The organism is Saccharopolyspora gloriosae (assembly GCF_022828475.1).
GTDB lineage: Bacteria > Actinomycetota > Actinomycetes > Mycobacteriales > Pseudonocardiaceae > Saccharopolyspora_C > Saccharopolyspora_C gloriosae_A.
In genome coordinates this window covers 1,138,771-1,155,922 of the sequence record NZ_CP059557.1, presented here as the reverse complement: position 1 = coordinate 1,155,922, position 17,152 = coordinate 1,138,771, and the positions used below count along the sequence as shown (strand labels likewise).

18 protein-coding genes are annotated in these 17,152 nt (G+C 68.4%); 5 read left to right on the top strand and 13 right to left on the bottom strand.

The features are described 5' to 3' along the window. Positions 1-617 precede the first annotated feature (617 nt). The 6 genes from H2Q94_RS04990 to nucS form a co-directional block, all read right to left on the bottom strand. Positions 618-2,132, bottom strand: coding sequence for an aldehyde dehydrogenase family protein (locus H2Q94_RS04990; protein ID WP_243792507.1), 1,515 nt, complete (start codon positions 2,130-2,132; stop codon positions 618-620). Between the two features lie 160 nt (positions 2,133-2,292). Then, a complete protein-coding gene (locus H2Q94_RS04985) occupies positions 2,293-2,739 on the bottom strand; it encodes a DUF3558 domain-containing protein (RefSeq protein ID WP_243792505.1) in 447 nt (148 codons plus the stop codon). Positions 2,740-2,862: 123 nt separating this feature from the next. Beyond that, a complete protein-coding gene (locus H2Q94_RS04980) occupies positions 2,863-3,216 on the bottom strand; it encodes a hypothetical protein (protein WP_243792503.1) in 354 nt (117 codons plus the stop codon). A 198-nt stretch (positions 3,217-3,414) separates the two neighbouring features. Continuing rightward, the gene (locus tag H2Q94_RS04975; RefSeq protein ID WP_243792501.1) at positions 3,415-3,681 is read right to left on the bottom strand and encodes a hypothetical protein; all 267 of its coding nucleotides are present in this window, start codon (positions 3,679-3,681) and stop codon (positions 3,415-3,417) included. A 12-nt stretch (positions 3,682-3,693) separates the two neighbouring features. Next, positions 3,694-5,376: a sodium:solute symporter family protein gene (locus tag H2Q94_RS04970; protein WP_243792499.1), complete on the bottom strand. Its 1,683-nt coding sequence runs from the start codon at positions 5,374-5,376 to the stop codon at positions 3,694-3,696. A 594-nt stretch (positions 5,377-5,970) separates the two neighbouring features. After that, positions 5,971-6,630 (bottom strand): endonuclease NucS, encoded by a 660-nt coding sequence (gene nucS / locus H2Q94_RS04965; RefSeq protein WP_243792496.1) that lies wholly within the window; start codon positions 6,628-6,630, stop codon positions 5,971-5,973. A gap of 107 nt (positions 6,631-6,737) precedes the next feature. Here nucS and H2Q94_RS04960 point away from each other — a divergent pair, with 107 nt between their 5' ends. From H2Q94_RS04960 to H2Q94_RS04945, 4 genes are all read left to right on the top strand, one after another. Continuing rightward, positions 6,738-8,138 carry an amino acid permease gene (locus H2Q94_RS04960; RefSeq protein WP_243792493.1) on the top strand — a complete coding sequence of 467 codons (1,401 nt, stop codon included), beginning with the start codon at positions 6,738-6,740 and terminating at the stop codon, positions 8,136-8,138. A 130-nt stretch (positions 8,139-8,268) separates the two neighbouring features. Further along, the gene (locus H2Q94_RS04955) at positions 8,269-8,802 is read left to right on the top strand and encodes an NUDIX domain-containing protein (protein WP_243792491.1); all 534 of its coding nucleotides are present in this window, start codon (positions 8,269-8,271) and stop codon (positions 8,800-8,802) included. Positions 8,803-8,890: 88 nt separating this feature from the next. Beyond that, positions 8,891-9,697, top strand: coding sequence for an SAM-dependent methyltransferase (locus H2Q94_RS04950; RefSeq protein ID WP_243792489.1), 807 nt, complete (start codon positions 8,891-8,893; stop codon positions 9,695-9,697). Between the two features lie 101 nt (positions 9,698-9,798). Continuing rightward, positions 9,799-10,440: a LysE family translocator gene (locus H2Q94_RS04945; protein ID WP_243792487.1), complete on the top strand. Its 642-nt coding sequence runs from the start codon at positions 9,799-9,801 to the stop codon at positions 10,438-10,440. Positions 10,441-10,473: 33 nt separating this feature from the next. Here the strand turns inward: H2Q94_RS04945 and murA are convergent, their stop codons facing one another. Beyond that, a complete protein-coding gene (gene murA, locus H2Q94_RS04940; protein ID WP_243792485.1) occupies positions 10,474-11,730 on the bottom strand; it encodes a UDP-N-acetylglucosamine 1-carboxyvinyltransferase in 1,257 nt (418 codons plus the stop codon). Between the two features lie 213 nt (positions 11,731-11,943). On the opposite strand from murA, the gene H2Q94_RS04935 reads away from it, so the two are divergent. Next, the gene (locus H2Q94_RS04935; protein WP_243792482.1) at positions 11,944-12,516 is read left to right on the top strand and encodes a cob(I)yrinic acid a,c-diamide adenosyltransferase; all 573 of its coding nucleotides are present in this window, start codon (positions 11,944-11,946) and stop codon (positions 12,514-12,516) included. 13 nt (positions 12,517-12,529) lie between these two features. On the opposite strand, the gene H2Q94_RS04930 is transcribed toward H2Q94_RS04935, so the two are convergent. The 6 genes from H2Q94_RS04930 to H2Q94_RS04905 form a co-directional block, all read right to left on the bottom strand. Next, positions 12,530-13,000 (bottom strand): GNAT family N-acetyltransferase, encoded by a 471-nt coding sequence (locus tag H2Q94_RS04930; RefSeq protein WP_243792479.1) that lies wholly within the window; start codon positions 12,998-13,000, stop codon positions 12,530-12,532. A gap of 20 nt (positions 13,001-13,020) precedes the next feature. Then, positions 13,021-13,512, bottom strand: a complete 492-nt coding sequence (locus H2Q94_RS04925; RefSeq protein WP_243792477.1) for a GNAT family N-acetyltransferase — start codon at positions 13,510-13,512, stop codon at positions 13,021-13,023. Positions 13,513-13,711: 199 nt separating this feature from the next. Next, positions 13,712-14,164: a DUF2550 domain-containing protein gene (locus H2Q94_RS04920; RefSeq protein ID WP_243792475.1), complete on the bottom strand. Its 453-nt coding sequence runs from the start codon at positions 14,162-14,164 to the stop codon at positions 13,712-13,714. A 12-nt stretch (positions 14,165-14,176) separates the two neighbouring features. Then, positions 14,177-14,542, bottom strand: a complete 366-nt coding sequence (locus H2Q94_RS04915) for a F0F1 ATP synthase subunit epsilon (RefSeq protein ID WP_243792473.1) — start codon at positions 14,540-14,542, stop codon at positions 14,177-14,179. A gap of 249 nt (positions 14,543-14,791) precedes the next feature. Beyond that, positions 14,792-16,225, bottom strand: coding sequence for a F0F1 ATP synthase subunit beta (gene atpD, locus H2Q94_RS04910; RefSeq protein WP_184482024.1), 1,434 nt, complete (start codon positions 16,223-16,225; stop codon positions 14,792-14,794). 1 nt (position 16,226) lies between these two features. After that, complete coding sequence (locus H2Q94_RS04905) at positions 16,227-17,150, bottom strand: F0F1 ATP synthase subunit gamma (protein ID WP_243792471.1); 924 nt, start codon at positions 17,148-17,150, stop codon at positions 16,227-16,229. Between the last annotated feature and the right edge of the window lie 2 nt (positions 17,151-17,152).

Below are 17,152 nucleotides of genomic sequence, written 5' to 3'. Positions count from 1 at the left end.
GACCGGGCGCCGTTGCGGTCACGCCCCACGCGGGTCGTGACCTACTCGTGGCACCTGCCGCGACGGCCCCACCCCGCGAGGAAGGGAACCTTCCTGCCACCGAAGCGAAGAAGGTCGCCCTTCTGCCACGCCCGGCCCGGCCGAAGCACGGTTCGAAAAGGGCACCACCCGTCACCGGCACCGCACCCACGGACACGACCACCCCGCGAGGAAGGGAACCTTCCTGCCACCGAAGCGAAGAAGGTCGCCCTTCTGCCACGCCCGGCCCGGCCGAAGCACGGTTCGAAAAGGGCACCACCCGTCACCGGCACCGCACCCACGGACACGACCACCCCGCGAGGAAGGGAACCTTCCTGCCACCGAAGCGAAGAAGGTCGCCCTTCTGCCACGCCCGGCCCGGCCGAAGCACGGTTCGAAAAGGGCACCACCCGTCACCGGCACCGCACCCACGGACACGACCACCCCGCGAGGAAGGGAACCTTCCTGCCACCGAAGCGAAGAAGGTCGCCCTTCTGCCACGCCCGGCGAACGCGACGCCTCAACCCGGCGCCTCCGCGCGAAGAAGGGAACCTTCCTGCACCGGACGGCAGGACAGGAAGGTTCCCTTCTCGGTGGGGTCAGCGGCCGCGGGTGAGGCGGATCAACCGCACGATCGCGCCCACCGTGCCCTTCGAACGGGCGAAGGTCATCGGGTTCAGCGGAATGCGGAACTTGGTGCGGGTCATCGACTGCGGGCGGGTGAACTCGCGCAACCCGTCCTCACCGTGGATGCGGCCGAACCCGGAGTCACCGACCCCGCCGAAGGGCAGCGCCGGAACCGCCGCGAACGAGATCACCGAGTTGACGGCGACCATGCCTGCCCGCAGCTTCCGCGCGAGTTCGGCGCCCCGCGAACGGGAGAAGACGGTGCCGCCGAGCCCGTAGCGGCCCTGGTTGGCGCGCACGACGCCCTCCTCCGCGTCGTGGACGCGTTCGACGACGATCGTCGGGCCGAACGTTTCCTCCACGGCCGCCTCCGAGTCGGCGGGGACGTCGACCAGCACGACGGGTTCCACGAACGGCGGGCGCACCGAGTCCTTGCCGCCGATCACCGCGCGTCCGCCGGCGTCCAATGCCGCATCAACGTGCCTGCGGATCACCTCGACCTGCGAGGGCATCGTGATCGGCCCCAGGTCGGCGCCGGGTTCACCACCGGGCCGGAGCTTCTTGGCGCGTTCGGCGACGAGTTCGAGGAATCGGTCCGCGACGGCTTCGACGACGAACACCCGCTCGACGCCGATGCAGGTCTGACCCGCGTTGGACATGCCTCCCCACACCGCCGCCTCCGCCGCGGCCCGCAGGTCGGCGTCGGCATCAACGATCAACGCGTCCTTGCCGCCGCACTCCACGAGCACCGGGGTCAAGGTCTGCGCGCAGGAGGTCATCACGCGCTTACCTGTCTCGGTGGACCCGGTGAACGCCACCTTGTCCACGCCCGACTCGCACAGCGCGGCCCCCGTCTCGCCGAAACCGGTGGTCAGCGCCAGCACCGGATGCTCGGGCACGACCTCGGCGAAGCTGTCCACCAGCCAGCGGCCGACGCCGGGGGTGAGCTCGCTGGGTTTGAACACCACGGCGTTACCCGCCGCGAGCGCGTAGGCGATCGAGCCCATCGGTGTGAATGCCGGGTAGTTCCACGGGCCGATCACGCCGACCACGCCGAACGGCAAGTACTCGACCGTCGCCACCTGGTTCGCCATCAGCACGCCGGAGCCGACTTTGCGGCGGCGCAGCACCTTCTCCGCTTTGCTCGCGGCCCAGTGCAGGTGATCGATGACGAGGACGAGTTCCAGCCGGGCGTCGTCGAGCGGTTTGCCGGTCTCCGAACAGATCACCCCGGCGAGTTCGTCGAGCCCGCGCACCAGCCGGGCACGCCACTGGTCGAGGCGCTTCTTCCGTTCCGCGAAGCCGAGCTCCGCCCACCATCGCCCGGCTACGCGGGCGGATTCCACGATCTCGTTGACCTCGGTGGCGTCGTGCAGCGGATACCGTCCCACGACCTCACCGGTCCGCGGGTCGAGCGAGTCGAACGACGACTGCGCTGAGCCCGCTCCGGCAATCGTGTCGGCGTCGCCGTTGGCGGTCCGGGTCATGGGCTGCCTCCCACCGTTTCACTCGTCGTTGTAATCCGGCAGCCTACGGAAATACCGCGCGCGGCGGCAGGTACTCGGGCCGAAAGCGGACGTTCACATGTGAACGGCGCGAAGTTCACCAACCGCACCACGGGCTTCCGGAGCCGGCAAGATCACAGAATCAGCCCTGGGGAAGCTTCGCGCGCACGGCTCGGGCCGCTCCGATGGCGTTGGCGCACGGATCCAGCGGGAGCGGTCCGACGTTGCTGATGGACACCTCGGCGAACTCGGCATCCCCGGAGGGGGCGCCCCGGTTCTCCCACTGCACTCGGCACGTTCCCGGCTTAGCGCCCGGCAGCACCGCGGCGAACTGGCCGCCGAGGTCGACCGGCGGAAGCGTCCCGGCCTCCACCCGGCCGGACTCGAATCGGACCATCGCGGACACCTCGTTCTCCGGCGACCAGCCGCACCGGAACAGGCCGCGGGCCACGGCGGGCGCGGTGGCACCGGCCAGCGCGTCGCGGGCCTCGACCGGGGTGAGCACGGCGCACGGGTCGTAGGAGGCGAGCGATCCCGCGGCATCCCCGATCGGCGGATCGGTGCGGATGGTGTCGGCGACCCTGGTCATGATCTGCACGGCGGCCGAGCACGGGTCAGCCGTGCCCTCGCTGAGCAACTGGATCTGCAGGCCGTGCTTCGTGCCCAGCGCCTCGCCGGAGCCTTGGTAGGCCGCGCGGACGGTCCTCGGGCGTCACCTGGCCCGGCAGACCGCCGATGCGATGGGTGTTGACGTTGTAGACCTCGTTGTCCAGGTACAGCGATGCGTTGAACTGCTCGCCGCGTGGTCCTTCATGAAGTTCGAGCAGGACCCCAGGTCGCCCGGGGTGTCGGAGGCCGGTTCGCCGTACTGATCCAGCCCCGCGGAGCGCAGCGCCGCGCACGGATCGACCGCGCGGAGCCGGTTCGGCGCGAACGCGTCCTCGAAGACCGCGTCCGCGTCCACGGTGAACTCGGCGACCGGAACGGTCTCCCGCTGCGACGTCTCCTTCCCCATGCCCGCGGCACAACCTGCGGCGACGAGCAGAGCGAGCAGGGTCGCGGTCAAGGTCACGAGTCTGGACGCGCGATCACAGTAGCCAGCGAACCAGTCCCGGCCGGTCGAGAATCGGTCATTCTCCGACCGGCGAATCCGCCCCCGGACACCCGGACGCGGCGCCGCCGATCGGGCCGAAGCCACGATCAACGACGCCGCGCACGGGGTGTTGTGGTCGCCCGGTCCCAGGCGGGGCCGGAACAGCCGGGGTCAGTGCTCGGTAGCGCTGTCCTCGCCAACGCCATCGGGAACCACGAGGGGCCTCAACTTGACCCACAGAGCGAACAGGACGGCGAACAAGAGCATGCCGAGCCCGCTCCACAGGTTGATGTTCAGTCCGGCCGCCTTCGCCACGTCTTCGGCACTCGCGGTGGCACCGAGGACGGTGAGCACCAGGCCGTACAGGAAGAACAGCACAGCGATGATCAACCGGATGTCGAAGGCGCCCGCAGTGCGCTTGGGTGTCTCAGTAGCCATGGGTTCCTCCGGTCAGCCGAAGACGATGTTGAGCACGATGGTGATCACCAGGACGATGCCCGCCATCAAGCCGGGCTTGCGGTACCAGCCCGCGTCCTCACCGGAGGCGGATGCCTTCAGCTTCGTCCGCGGTGTCAGCGAGTACACCAGGCCGACCAGCTCCGCATCCGGTTTCGGCCGGGTCACGAGGCTGACCAGCACGCTGACCACGATGTCCACCACGAACGCCGCACCGGCGCCGACGAAGCTCGCGCCCTGCCCCGGCAGGTCCAGCACGCCGACCTCGGCGAGCGCGAACACCGTGACCGCGGACGCCGTACCGAGCACCAGGCCGAGCCAGCCCGCGGTCGGGGTCATCCGCTTCCAGAACATACCGAGGATGAACGTGGCGAACAGCGGCGCGTTGAAGAACGAGAACAGCTGCTGCAGGTAGTCCATCAGGTTCTCGTAGCCGGACGCGATGAACGCCGTGCCGATCGCGACGACGGTGGCGCCCACGGTCACCCAGCGACCCATGCTCAGGTAGTACTGGTCCGGCTTGTCCTTCGCGATGTAGGCCTGCCAGATGTCATAGGTGAACACCGTGTTGAACGAACTCAGGTTCGCCGCCATACCGGCCATGAACGAGGCGAGCAGGCCTGCCAGCGCCACGCCGAGGATGCCGTTGGGCAGCAAGTCCCGCATCAACAGCAGGATCGCGTCGTTGTAATCGACGTTGCCCGTCGAGGTCGCCTTGAACACGACCAGTTCCTGCACCGCGACACCGGCGATCATGCCGGGGACGATGACGATGAACGGGATCAGCAGCTTCGGGAACGCACCGATGATCGGGGTGCGCTGAGCCGCGGACATGCTCTTGGAGGCCATGGCTCGCTGCACCTCGACGAAGTTCGTCGTCCAGTAGCCGAAGGCCAGCACGAAACCGAGGCCGAACACGATGCCCAGCACGCTCAGGAAGCTGTTGGTGAAACCGGTGAGCTCGTTGCCCGGCCACGCCGAAAGCTGCTCGGCCCCGCCGGGGCTGGCGCTGACCTTGCCGACCAGGCCCTCCCAGCCACCGACCTTGTGCAGCCCGACCAGGGTCAGCGGCAGCAGCGCGGCGACGATCACGAAGAACTGCAGCACCTCGTTGTAGATCGCCGCGGACAGCCCGCCGAGCGCGGTGTAGGTGAGCACGATGACGGCGGCGACGATCACCGACACCCACAGCGGCCAGCCGAGCAGCACGTTCACGATGCTGGCCAGCAGGTACAGGTTGACGCCGGCGATGAGCACCTGCGCGACGGCGAAGCTGATCCCGTTCACCAGGTGCGCCGGTTTGCCGAAGCGCCGCAGCATGAACTCGGGAACGCTGCGGACCTTCGAGCCGTAGTAGAACGGCATCATCACGATGCCGAGGAACAGCATCGCCGGAACCGCACCGACCCAGAAGTAATGCATGGTCGGCATGCCGTACTCGGCACCGTTGGCCGACATGCCGATGATCTCGATCGCGCCCAGGTTGGCCGCGATGAAGGCCAACCCCGTCACCCACGCCGGCAGCGCGCGCCCGGACAAGAAGAAGTCCAGGCTCGTGGAGACCGAACGCCGTGCGAGATAGCCGATGCCGAGCACGAACACGAAGTACAGCGCGAGCAGCACGTAGTCGACCGCGCCGGCATCGAGCCGCAACTCTTCTTGGGCTAGCACGTCCACGGCTACCCCACCTCCAGACCCAACAAAGTCCAACGATAATCACCACCCGATCGGCGGCAGACGGACACTACCGCACAGTGGGACCGCTCACACTGGACCGATACCAATTCGTTGGGTGTCATCTTTCGGAGGAACCATTACTCCTCCGAGCAGCGGAAACGTCACGGTCAGTCAGACGCCGTTCCGGCCCAACAGAAAGCCACACGGCGCACCGCGGACAGAACCAGGACACGGAATCCACCACGCGGCCACAACGCAGTCCACAGCAGAAAACGAAAATCAACCCGAGTCGCCGAAGAAGCACTCACGCCCGACGGGATCGCGCACACGACGTCCGGCCGCCGCGACGGACCACCGTGCACCGGCGAGAATTCGCCCGGCGATGCGCACCTCCCCGGGAAGCACACGAGCGGCGAACGGCCGCAATGGTCGCGCCCGACCGGCGAGAGGAGCGGATGCGGACACGTCGAAGAACACCGAAAGACTGATCATGTCTCCAGTGTTCCGCGCCCTGCCGCGAAAATCATCACTCAGCAGGGTGAACAAGTGTTCGAGATCCAGGGCGGCTGTTGAGCTCAGCCCCGCGAAAGCAGCTCAGAACAGCCGGAACTCGTCCGGCTCGATCCCGCGCAGCTGGTCGTAGTCCAACGTCACGCACCGGATGCCGCGGTCCTCCGCCAGCGTCCGAGCCTGCGGCTTGATCTGCTGAGCAGCGAACACCCCGCTGACCGGGGACAGCAGCGGATCCCGGTTCAGCAGCTCCAGGTACCGGGTCAGCTGCTCCACACCGTCGATCTCGCCCCGGCGCTTGATCTCGACCGCGACGCTGGCGCCACCGGAATCCCGGCACATCAAGTCCACCGGGCCGATCGCCGTCGGGAACTCGCGACGCACCAGCGACCACCCGTCGCCCAAGGTCGTGACGTGCTCGGCGAGCAGCTCCTGCAGGTGCGACTCGACACCGTCTTTCACCAGGCCCGGTTCCGGCCCCAGCTCGTGCTTGGAGTCGTGCAGCACCTCTTCGAGACTGATCACCAGCTTTTCGCCGGCCTTGTTCTGCACCGTCCACACGCCGGGGTCCTCGATCAGCCAGCACGGCGGGCTCATCCAGTTCAACGGCTTGTAGGCGCGGTCGTCGGAGTGCACCGAGACCGACCCGTCGGACTTCACCAGCAGCAGACGCTGGGCGACGGGCAGGTGCGCGGTGAGACGGCCGACGTAATCGACCTTGCAGCGAGCGATGACAAGACGCACCCGACACAGGGTACGGGCGCCGATCACGATGTCGAGCACCCATGCCGGTAGCACCCTGGCAAACCTCACGAAGATCACTAGTACCGGCAGGTCTACCGTGCGTTCTCGTGTCGTACGCCCAGCTGTTCTCCCGCGTCAAACCGGTCGAGCGCCTCACCGACGAGGGCTCCCACACCGCACTGAACCGCACTCTCGGGCTACTACCGCTGGTCGCGCTCTCGGTCGGCGCGACGTTGGGTACCGGAATCTTCGTGGTGCTGGCCGAAGCCGCGCCCGCCGCTGGACCGGCCGTCATCGTGTCGTTCGTGCTCGCGGGCCTCGCCGCGTTGTGCTCGGCGCTGTCCTACGCCGAACTCGCGGGCAGCGTTCCGGTGTCCGGCTCGGCCTACTCCTACGCCTACGCGACCCTCGGCGAGCTGGTCGCCTGGATCTGCGGCTGGTGCCTGCTGCTGGAATACGGCGTGTCCGTGGCCGCGGTCGCCGTCGGCTGGGGCGGCTACCTCAACGAATTCCTGCGCGGCACCCTCGGCGTGACCATCCCCGATGCGCTGTCCGCGCCGCCGGGCGAAGGCGGAGTCGTGAACGTGCCCGCCGTCATCGTCGTACTGCTCGCCACGGCCGTGCTGATGATGGGCGTGCGGGAGAGCGCAGCCGTCACCACCTTCACCACCCTGCTCAAGATCGCCGTGCTGGTGTTCTTCGTCTGCGTGGCGCTCACCGCGTTCCGCTCGGAGAACCTCACGCCGTTCGCCCCGCTCGGAGTCGCGGGCATCTCGGCGGGCGCGTCCGCGGTGTTCTTCTCGTTCATCGGATTCGACGCCGCCTCCACCGCCGGTGAAGAGGCGCGGAACCCGAAGCGGGACCTGCCGCGGGCGATCATGCTCTCGCTGGCCATCGTCACCCTCGTCTACGTGGTGGTGGCGTTCGCCGCCGTCGGTGCCGTCGGGACCGAGGTGCTCGGCGGTTCCGACGCCTCCCTCGCGACCGCACTGGAGCTCGTCACCGGACAAGGCTGGCCCGCCGTGCTGCTCGCGTTCGGCGCCGTGGTCGCCATCGCCTCCGTGGTGTTGACCGTCCTGTACGGGCAGACCCGGATCCTGGTGTCGATGTCCCGGGACGGACTGATGCCCGCGAAGCTGTCCGCGGTCAACCGCCGCGCCGTGCCCGCGCACAACACCATGATCGTGGGCGTGCTGGTGGCGATCCTCGCGTCCGTGGTCCCGCTGAGCAGCCTCGCCGACGCGACGAGCATCGGAACCCTGGTGGCGTTCGGGATCGTCAACATCGGCGTGATCGTGCTGCGGCGGCGCAAGCCCGACCTGGACCGCTCCTTCCGCACGCCGCTGATGCCGTTCGTTCCGCTGCTCGGCGTGGCGCTGTGCGCGTACCTCATTCTCGGGCTCGACTGGGTCACCTGGCTGGTCTTCGGGATCTGGACGACGGTCGGCCTCGCCGTGTACCTCGGCTACGGCATACGCCGCTCGAAGCTGAACCGGCCGAGCGCCTGACGGGGAGTTCCCGCCGCCGGCTCGCACCTCACATGACAGGAAGGTTCCCTTCCTCGCACCGGTGACAGAAAGGTTCCCTAGCTCGTGTGGCGCGTGATCGGCCCGCGGCACGGCGTAGGACGATGGGCTCATGCACACGACGAGCAGTCGCGAGGTGTACGGCAATCCGTGGATGACGGTCCGGGAGGACGGCATCCGGCGCCCGGACGGTTCCGACGGGATCTACGGCGTGGTGGACAAACCGGCCTACGCGCTGATCATCCCGTTGGACGGGGACCGGCTGCACCTGGTCGAGCAGTTCCGCTACCCGCTGGGCATGCGCCGCTGGGAGTTCCCCCAGGGCACCGCGCCGGATCGCGCGGAGGTGGAGACCTCCGAACTCGCCGCCCGCGAACTCCGGGAGGAGACGGGGTTGCGCGCGGCGCAACTCACCGACTTGGGACGACTTGACGTCGCGCCGGGCATGTCCAGCCAGCGCGGCAAGGTGTTCCTGGCGACCGGTCTCACCGCCGGGGAGCACGAGCGGGAGCACGAGGAGCAGGACATGCGGGCGGCGTGGTTCGAACGCGCCGAGTTCGAGCGCATGATCAGGGACGGCGAGGTGACCGACGCTCAGTCCATCGCCGGCTACCTGCTGTTGTGCCTCCACGAACGAAACACGTGACGTGTTCGCACCCCACTTGGCAAAAGTTGATCATTGGTCCACGATCGGACCACTGTCGGCTCGGCCATGATCAGCGAGGTGCCACCGGGTGCGCAACAGACCTAGTTGGAAGCCGGTCCGGGCGGACTTGACCAAGCCCAGCGCCGCTCGCGTCTACAACTACTTCCTCGGCGGTTCCGCCAACTTCGCCGTGGACCGCGAGTTCGCGCACCGCGCTCTGGAGATCTTCCCCGGCGCCAGGGAGTACGCCCGGCTCAACCGGCTGTTCCTGCAACGCGTCGTGCGCTTCTACCTGGACCAGGGCGTCCGGCAGTTCCTCGACATCGGCTCCGGCATCCCGACCGCGGGCGCCGTGCACGAGATCGCGCAACGCCTCGAACCCGAGTCCGCGGTGGTCTACGTGGACAACGAGGCCGTCGCCATCGCGCACAGCCAACTCGTGCTGCAGCACAACGAGAACGCCACGATCGTGCAAGGCGATATGCGGGACCCGGAGCAGCTGCTGCGCGTTCCGGAGCTGACCGAGATGCTCGACGTGCAACGGCCGATCGGAGTGCTGATGCTCGCGATGCTGCACTTCATCCCCGACCGGGAAGACCCCGCGGCACTGCTGGACCGCTACCTCGAACTGCTGGCTCCGGGCAGCTACCTGGCGCTGTCGCACGTCACCGCCGACCAGCTGCCGGAGCTCAACGCCGCAGGCGAGCTGTACCGGGACACATCGACGCCTGCGACGCTGCGCACCGCGGAGCAGATCACCGAGATGCTGGGCGGATTCGACCTGCTGGACCCCGGCGTGGTGTTCACCCCGCTGTGGCGCCCGGAATCAGAAGAGGACGTCGGGCCGGATCCGGAACGCGCGGCGAGCTACGCGGCCGTGTGCCGACGGCCCTGAACGCACAGGCAGGCGTCCCGCTACCGCGATGAACTGTGGCGGGCGTCGCTGTGCGCGGAAATCACGTGACGCCGCCGGGGCCGCGTCCTTATTCTTCGCGAGTGCCCGCTCAACTCGTTCCCTTCGTGCTGTTCGTGATCGTGGTGACCATCGCGCCCGGCCCCGACACCGCGTTGGGCCTGCGCAACAGCATCCGTGGCGGAACGGCCGGGATGTGGTGGACGGGGCTCGGCTGCTGCGCCGGGCTGCTGGTGCACGCGGCGATCTCGGTGGCCGGGTTGTCGGCGCTGCTGGCGGCCTCCGCCGTCGCTTACACGGCGCTCAAGATCGCGGGCGCGGCCTACCTGGTGTGGCTCGGCGTGACGACGCTGTGGAAGAGCATCCGGGACCGCAACGAATCGGCCGCGGATCTGCCGGGCGCCACCTCGGACCCAGCCGTGCTGACTCGACGTGCCGCGTTCCAGCAGGGCCTGGTGAGCAACATCCTCAACCCGAAGATCATCTTGTTGTTCCTGACGCTGCTGCCGCAGTTCATCTCGCCCGGTGAGCCGCGCACGGCCACCTCGATGATCCTCACCCTGGCGTTCCTCGGCGTCGCCCTCGTGTATTGGCGAGTCGCGTCCTGGCTGGTCGGCGGCCTGCGCGGATTGCTCAAGCGCAAGCGCGTCAAGCTCGCACTGGAACGGGTCACCGGCACCGTCATGATCGGGCTCGGACTCCGGGTGGCGTTCGAGAGCGGCTGAGCAGGTTCCCATCCTGCGCAGCCGCGCAGAGCCTCAGTCCGTGACGCGCTCGATGTACGCGCCCAAGCCCCGCAGGTTCTCCACGAAGTTCGGGTAGCCGCGGTCGATGTGGAACACGTCCCACACCTCGGTGGTCCCGTCCGCGCACAGCCCGGCCAGCACCAGGCCCACGCCGGCACGGATGTCCGACGCCCACACCGGCGCGCTGGAGAGCCGTTCCAGGCCGCGCACCACCGCGTGGTGCCCGTCGGTGCGCGCGTCCGCACCCATCCGGACCAGTTCTTCGATGAACCGGAACCGGGACTCGAACAGGTTCTCCGTGATCATCGACGTGCCGTCGGCGACCGCGGACAGGGCCAGCGCCATCGGCTGCAGGTCCGTCGCGAAACCGGGGTACGGCAACGTCACGTAATCCACCGCCAGCGGACGCCGGTCCGCGACCACGCGGAACTCCTCGTCGCCCACGACGACCTCGGCGCCCGCGCTGCGCAGCTTCTCCAGCACCAGGTTCACGTGCTGCGGATCCACCCCGCGCACCTTGATGTCGCCCTGCGTGGCCACTGCGGCGAACGCCCACGTCGCGCCGACGATCCGGTCGCCGATGACGCGGTGCTCGACCGCCTTCAACGAGGACACACCGTGCACCGTGAGCGTGGAGGTGCCCGCGCCCTCGATCTTCGCGCCCATCTGCTGCAACATCACGCACAGATCGACGATCTCCGGCTCCCGTGCCGCGTTGTCGATCACCGTGGTGCCCGCCGCGAGCACTGAGGCCATCAGGATGTTCTCCGTGGCACCCACGCTCGGGAAGTCCAGCCAGATCTGGGCGCCGTGCAGGTTCTCCGCCTCGGCCACGACCGCGCCGTGCTCGATGTGGCTCGTCGCGCCGAGCTGACGCAGCCCGCTCTGGTGCATGTCCAGCGGGCGCGAGCCGATCGCATCGCCGCCCGGCAACGTCACCACCGCCTTGCGGCAACGCGCCACCAGCGGCCCCAGCACGCACACCGAGGCCCGCAGCTTGCCCATCGACGGCGAGACCGCCTCGTGGCTGATCTCCGCGGGCGTCGTGATGTACGCGGCGCGGCCCTCGATGACGACCTCGCACCCCAGGCTGCGCAGCACGTCCCCCATCAGCGGGACGTCCAGGATCTCCGGGCAGTTCGTGATCGTCGTCGTGCCCTCGGCCAGCAACGCGGCCGCCATCAGCTTCAGCACGCTGTTCTTCGCGCCGACCACGTCGACTTCGCCGACGAGCCGCGCTCCGCCGTGCACGCGGAAGTGCTCACTCACGACCAGCAGGTTACGGGCCGGGCACGGCCCCGTCCGTGGCGGGTGCGCTACGCCGGAGGGGAACCTCCCCGCCGGAGAGGCCTGCGCACCCGCAACCGGCGACCCACACAGCGCTCACTGCGAACCGAGGAAGGGAACCTTCCTGTCACCGGTGACGGAAAGGCGACCTTGCTCGCAGGATCACCGAACCGGCGCACCGCCTAAGCTGGGGCCATGGCCGTACACCTGACGAAGATCTACACGCGGACCGGCGACGGCGGCACCACGCGGCTCTCGGACAATTCGGAGATCAGCAAGACCGACCCGCGTCTGGTCGCCTACGCCGACGTGGACGAGACGAACTCGGTGCTCGGCGTGGCGCTGGCCACCGCGACCTTCGATCCCGCGATCGGCGACGTGCTCCGGGCCGTGCAGAACGACCTGTTCGACGTGGGCGCCGACCTGTCCACACCTGTCGTGGACGACCCGGAGTTCCCGCCGCTGCGCGTCACCCAGGCATACATCGATCGGCTGGAGACCTGGTGCGATGAGTACAACGCGCGGGTGCCGAAGCTGAACTCGTTCATCCTGCCCGGCGGCACTCCCGGTGGCGCGCTGCTGCACCAGGCACGCTGCGTGGCGAGACGAGCGGAGCGCGCCGCGTGGGGACTGCTGGAGGCCGACGCCGACCGCAGCAACGCGCTGGCCGCGAAATACCTCAACCGGCTGTCCGACCTGCTGTTCATCCTCGCCCGCGTCGCCAACCCCGACGGGGACGTGCTGTGGCGCCCCGGCGGCAACGCCTAGCACCCCGGGACGGTCACAGCTTCTTCATGAAGCACACCGAGGCGGGGTCGTCGCGGTACGGACCGAACGCGGGAATGTCGGTGTACCCGGCCGCGCGGTAGAGACCGATCGCTTCCGGCTGCCGATCACCGGTCTCCAGCAGGACGCGTTTGTAGCCCGCCGCCACGGCCCGCTCCTCCAGCTCGGTGAGCATTCGCCGGGCGAAGCCACGGCCGCGCGCCTGCGGTGCCACGTACATCCGCTTCACCTCGACGTCACCGTCCTCGAACTCCGGTTCCGCCGGGTCGTACGCGCGCCACCCGCCGATGGCGACCGGCTCACCCGCGACATGCCCGAGCAAGAACATCCCGCGCGGGGCGTTGAACTGCTCGGAGTCGATCGGCGTCTCGTCCTGGCGCCCGTAGCGGGCCACGTACTCCTGCTGAACCTCCGCGATCAACCGTTGCACGGTGGGATGGTCGAACTCGGTGATCTCGATGTGCACGGAGGCCAGCCTACGAGCCGTCAGATCAGCGACTTCTCGAACCAGTGCCGGGCGTATTCGTTGTCGTTGTACGCCGGGATCTCCGCGTAACCGGCCGAGACGTACAGGGACCGAGCGGCGCCCAGTTCGGCCGCGGTGTCCAGGCGGACCACGTCGCAGCCCAGCTTGACCGCGTGCAGCTCAAGATCCGCCAGCAGCGCTCTGCCCGCGCCCTGCCCCCGCAGCGCCGGTGAGATCCACATGCGTCGGATCTCCGCATGACCACCTTCCGCGACCCGCACCGCACCGCAGCCGCGGACCTCGCCGCGCGCATCGCGCACCAACAGGAAGTAGCCCCGCGGCGGAGTGAAATCGCCGGGCTCCGGCGGCGCCGCCCGGCCGGGATCAAAACCAGCCGGGAACAACTGCGCCAGCTCGGCGATGTACTGCTCCAGCGCGGCTCGAGCATCAGCGCCATCGATCGGCTCGGGAACGATCGTGAACTGCCTGCGGTCAGGGGACGCGTCCATCATGCGCCCAGTCTTTCCGACCGAAACCCCGCACCGCCAACCCCCGAACTTCCGCGGATCGGAGGCGCCACCACCGCCGAGCGCCCACGCACACCGCGAGGAAGGGAACCTTTCTGCCACCTGTGACAGGAAGGTTCCCTTCCTCGCACCCGGGCACAAAAAAAACGCGCCCCCTCGGGAGGGGGCGCGTACTGCTGTGGGGTCAGGACGCCCAGGGCACGGAACGGCCCGGTGGGGCCGATTCCAGCCAGGACAGGAAGCCGGTCAACGCGTCCGCGCCCATCGCGACCTCGATGTGCGCTTCATGCCCGGTCAGGTGCAGCACCGTCGCGGCCTGCGGTAACGCGTACACCTCGGACATCGACGGTTCCCGCCGGGTCGCGATCTCCACGTCCCGCCGGTTCACCACCCAGTTCGGGCCGGAGCGCAGGCTCAGCACCCGGTACCAGGTGAATTCCTCGCCGCGGTAGTGGGCAACGCCGAGGTGCCAGCCGCGACCGCGAGCGTCGTTGCGCAGGCGCAACGCCACATCGATACCGCCGGCGCGCAGCTGTCGCAGCCGCCGGCGGGCGGCCAGCACCACGCTCAGAGCCGCGCCGGCCAGGACAAGCACCAGCCCGGCACCGATGATCGACCACACGCCCGCGGAGCCCATGTGCGCGGCCCGTCAGACGGACTGCCCGGCCGCCCGAAGTCGACTCAGCGCCCTCGTGCGGGCTTCCTCGTCGTCGCTCGTGGCGTCCGCACGCGCCTGCGCGACGTCGATTTCCTGAGCGAGTTCGGCCAACTCGGCGAGCACGCTGACGCCGTCGGCGGTGACGGACAGGAAACCGCCCTGCACGGCAGCGGTCACGGTGTCGTTGTCGACGGTCGTGATCTTCACGACGCCACCCTCGACGAGCTGGCCGAGCAGCGGCTCGTGCCCCGGCAGAATGCCGATCTCGCCTTCGGTCGTCTGGGCCACGACGGTGGTCGCCTCACCAGACCACAGGCGGCGCTCAACAGCGACCAGCTGGACGGACATGTTGGCCACGCGCGTCTCCTTTGTCGGGTGTACAGCCCGCAGTCTAGCCAACGCCAGGCGGGCTCTGATGACGGGCCGAGCAGGGCCTCGTCACATCCGGAGGGGGGTGGCGAGGAAGGGAACCTTCCTGTCACGGGTGGCAGGAAGGTTCCCTTCCTCGCGGAAAGGCGAAAAAAGAGGCCGGGGTCCGTGATGGACCCCGACCCGCTGCCGGTAGGTCTTCGCCGCGGCGGAAAGCACCGCGGCGAAGACCGGGGCTCACTTCTCGGTGAGCTTCTTGTAGGCCTGCTCCAGGTCCTCCAGACCACCGATGGACAGGAAGGCCTGCTCCGGGTAGTGGTCGAAGTCGCCCTTGCAGAGCTTGTCGAACGCCTCGATGGTCTCCTTCACCGGCACGAAGGAGCCGTCCTGGCCGGTGAACTGCTTGGCCACGAAGAAGTTCTGCGACAGGTAGCGCTGGATGCGCCGCGCCCGCTGCACCGTCACCTTGTCCTCTTCGGACAGCTCGTCCATACCGAGAATGGCGATGATGTCCTGCAGCTCCTTGTACTTCTGGAGGATCCGCTTGACCTCCTGGGCGACGCGGTAGTGCTCGTCGCCCACGATGGCCGGGTCCAGAATGGTGGAGCTGGAGGTCAGCGGGTCGACCGCCGGGTAGATGCCCATCTGCGAGATCGGCCGGGACAGCTCCGTCGTCGCGTCCAGGTGGGCGAACGTGGTGGCGGGCGCCGGGTCCGTGTAGTCGTCCGCGGGCACGTAGATCGCCTGCATCGAGGTGATCGAGTTACCGCGGGTCGAGGTGATCCGCTCCTGCAGTTCACCCATCTCGTCGGCCAGCGTCGGCTGGTAACCCACCGCGGAAGGCATCCGGCCCAGCAGGGTCGACACCTCCTGGCCCGCCTGGGTGAACCGGAAGATGTTGTCGATGAACAGCAGCACGTCCTGGTTCTGGACGTCGCGGAAGTACTCCGCCATGGTCAGCGCCGACAGGGCGACCCGCATACGGGTACCCGGCGGCTCGTCCATCTGCCCGAACACGAGCGCGGTGTCGGCGAGCACGCCGGACTCCGCCATCTCCACCCACAGGTCGTTGCCCTCACGGGTGCGCTCGCCGACACCGGCGAACACGGAGGTACCACCGAAGTTCTTGGCGACACGGCGGATCATCTCCTGGATGAGCACCGTCTTGCCGACACCGGCACCGCCGAACAGGCCGATCTTGCCACCCTGGACATACGGGGTGAGCAGGTCGATCACCTTGATGCCGGTTTCCAGCACCTCGGTACGGCCTTCGAGCTGGTCGAACGCCGGGGCCTTGCGGTGGATGGACCAGCGCTCGGCGTCCGAGGCGTAGCCCGGCTCGTCCAGGCAGTGCCCGAGGGCGTTGAACACGTGGCCCTTGACCACGTCACCCACCGGCACCGAGATGCCCTCGCCGGAGTCGCGCACCGCGACACCCCGCACCAGGCCCTGGGTCGGCTGCATCGAGACGCAGCGCACCACGCTGTCGCCGAGGTGCTGAGCGACCTCCAGCGTCAGCGTCTTCGCCATGGCCTCAGCGGTGATGTCCACGGTGAGGGAGTTGTTGAGGTCGGGCACCTGGTCGCGCGGGAACTCGACGTCCACGACCGGGCCGAGAACCCGGACGACGCGGCCGGTGCCAGTAGCCGTGCTAGTGGCAGTCGCAGTCATGTCACTCACTTCCTGCTGACGAGAGCGCCTCGACACCACCGACGATCTCGCTGATTTCCTGGGTGATCTGGGCCTGACGGGCCTGGTTGGCCTCGCGGCTGAGATTGCGGATCAGTTCGTCCGCGTTGTCCGTGGCCGCCTTCATCGCCGTACGACGCGCCGCGAAGACGGACGCCGCCGAGTCCAGCAGCCCGGCGAAGATCCGGGTGTTGATGTACTTCGGCAGCAACGCCTTGAACAAGGTGTCCGCGTCCGGCTCGAAGTCGTACACCGACCGCGGCTTCTTCGGCTCGTCGGAGTACTCCACTTCCAGCGGAGCGATCCGCGTGACGGTGGGCCGCTGCGTCAGCATGGACACGAACTCGGTGTGCACCATGTGCAACTCGTCCACACCCAGCGTACCGTCCGTGCCCCCGTCGTCGAGGTAGTCGTCGGCGCCCGCGAGGAACGCCTTGACCAGGGTCTCCCCCACTTCGGCGGCATCCGAGTAGCCGGGCTTCTCGGCGAACCCCGTCCAGCTGGCCGCGACGGGCCGCTGCCGGAACCGGTAGTACGCGTCGCCCTTGCGGCCGATCACGTACAGCACCGGGGTCTTGCCTTGCTCGCGCAGCAGGCTCTGCAGTTCTTCCGCCGCACGCAGCACGTTGGAGTTGTAGCCACCGCACTGGCCGCCGTCACTGGTCACCACGAGCACCGCGGCCCGCTTCGGGTTGTCCCGTTCCACCAGCAGCGGGTGGTCCAGCGAGCTCGCACCCGCCAGCTCGGACAGGGACTTGGTGATCTCGGCCGCGTACGGCCGGGACGCCTCCACCCTGGTCCGAGCCCGCATGATGCGGGACGTGGCGATCAGTTCCTGCGCCTTGGTGATCTTCCGGATCGACTTGACCGACCGGATGCGGTCTCGCAGTTCTCGAAGATTGGCCATGG

What these genes read in the sequence shown, in the direction of transcription:
- H2Q94_RS04990 (WP_243792507.1), bottom strand. Translation starts at nt 2,132, where the DNA reads ATGACCCGGACCGCCAACGGCGACGCCGACACGATTGCCGGAGCGGGC.
- H2Q94_RS04935 (WP_243792482.1), top strand. Translation starts at nt 11,944, where the DNA reads ATGGCCGTACACCTGACGAAGATCTACACGCGGACCGGCGACGGCGGC.
- atpD (WP_184482024.1), bottom strand. Translation starts at nt 16,225, where the DNA reads ATGACTGCGACTGCCACTAGCACGGCTACTGGCACCGGCCGCGTCGTC.
- H2Q94_RS04975 (WP_243792501.1), bottom strand. Translation starts at nt 3,681, where the DNA reads ATGGCTACTGAGACACCCAAGCGCACTGCGGGCGCCTTCGACATCCGG.
- H2Q94_RS04905 (WP_243792471.1), bottom strand. Translation starts at nt 17,150, where the DNA reads ATGGCCAATCTTCGAGAACTGCGAGACCGCATCCGGTCGGTCAAGTCG.
- H2Q94_RS04985 (WP_243792505.1), bottom strand. Translation starts at nt 2,739, where the DNA reads ATGACCAGGGTCGCCGACACCATCCGCACCGATCCGCCGATCGGGGAT.
- H2Q94_RS04920 (WP_243792475.1), bottom strand. Translation starts at nt 14,164, where the DNA reads ATGGGCTCCGCGGGCGTGTGGTCGATCATCGGTGCCGGGCTGGTGCTT.
- H2Q94_RS04955 (WP_243792491.1), top strand. Translation starts at nt 8,269, where the DNA reads ATGCACACGACGAGCAGTCGCGAGGTGTACGGCAATCCGTGGATGACG.
- H2Q94_RS04925 (WP_243792477.1), bottom strand. Translation starts at nt 13,512, where the DNA reads ATGATGGACGCGTCCCCTGACCGCAGGCAGTTCACGATCGTTCCCGAG.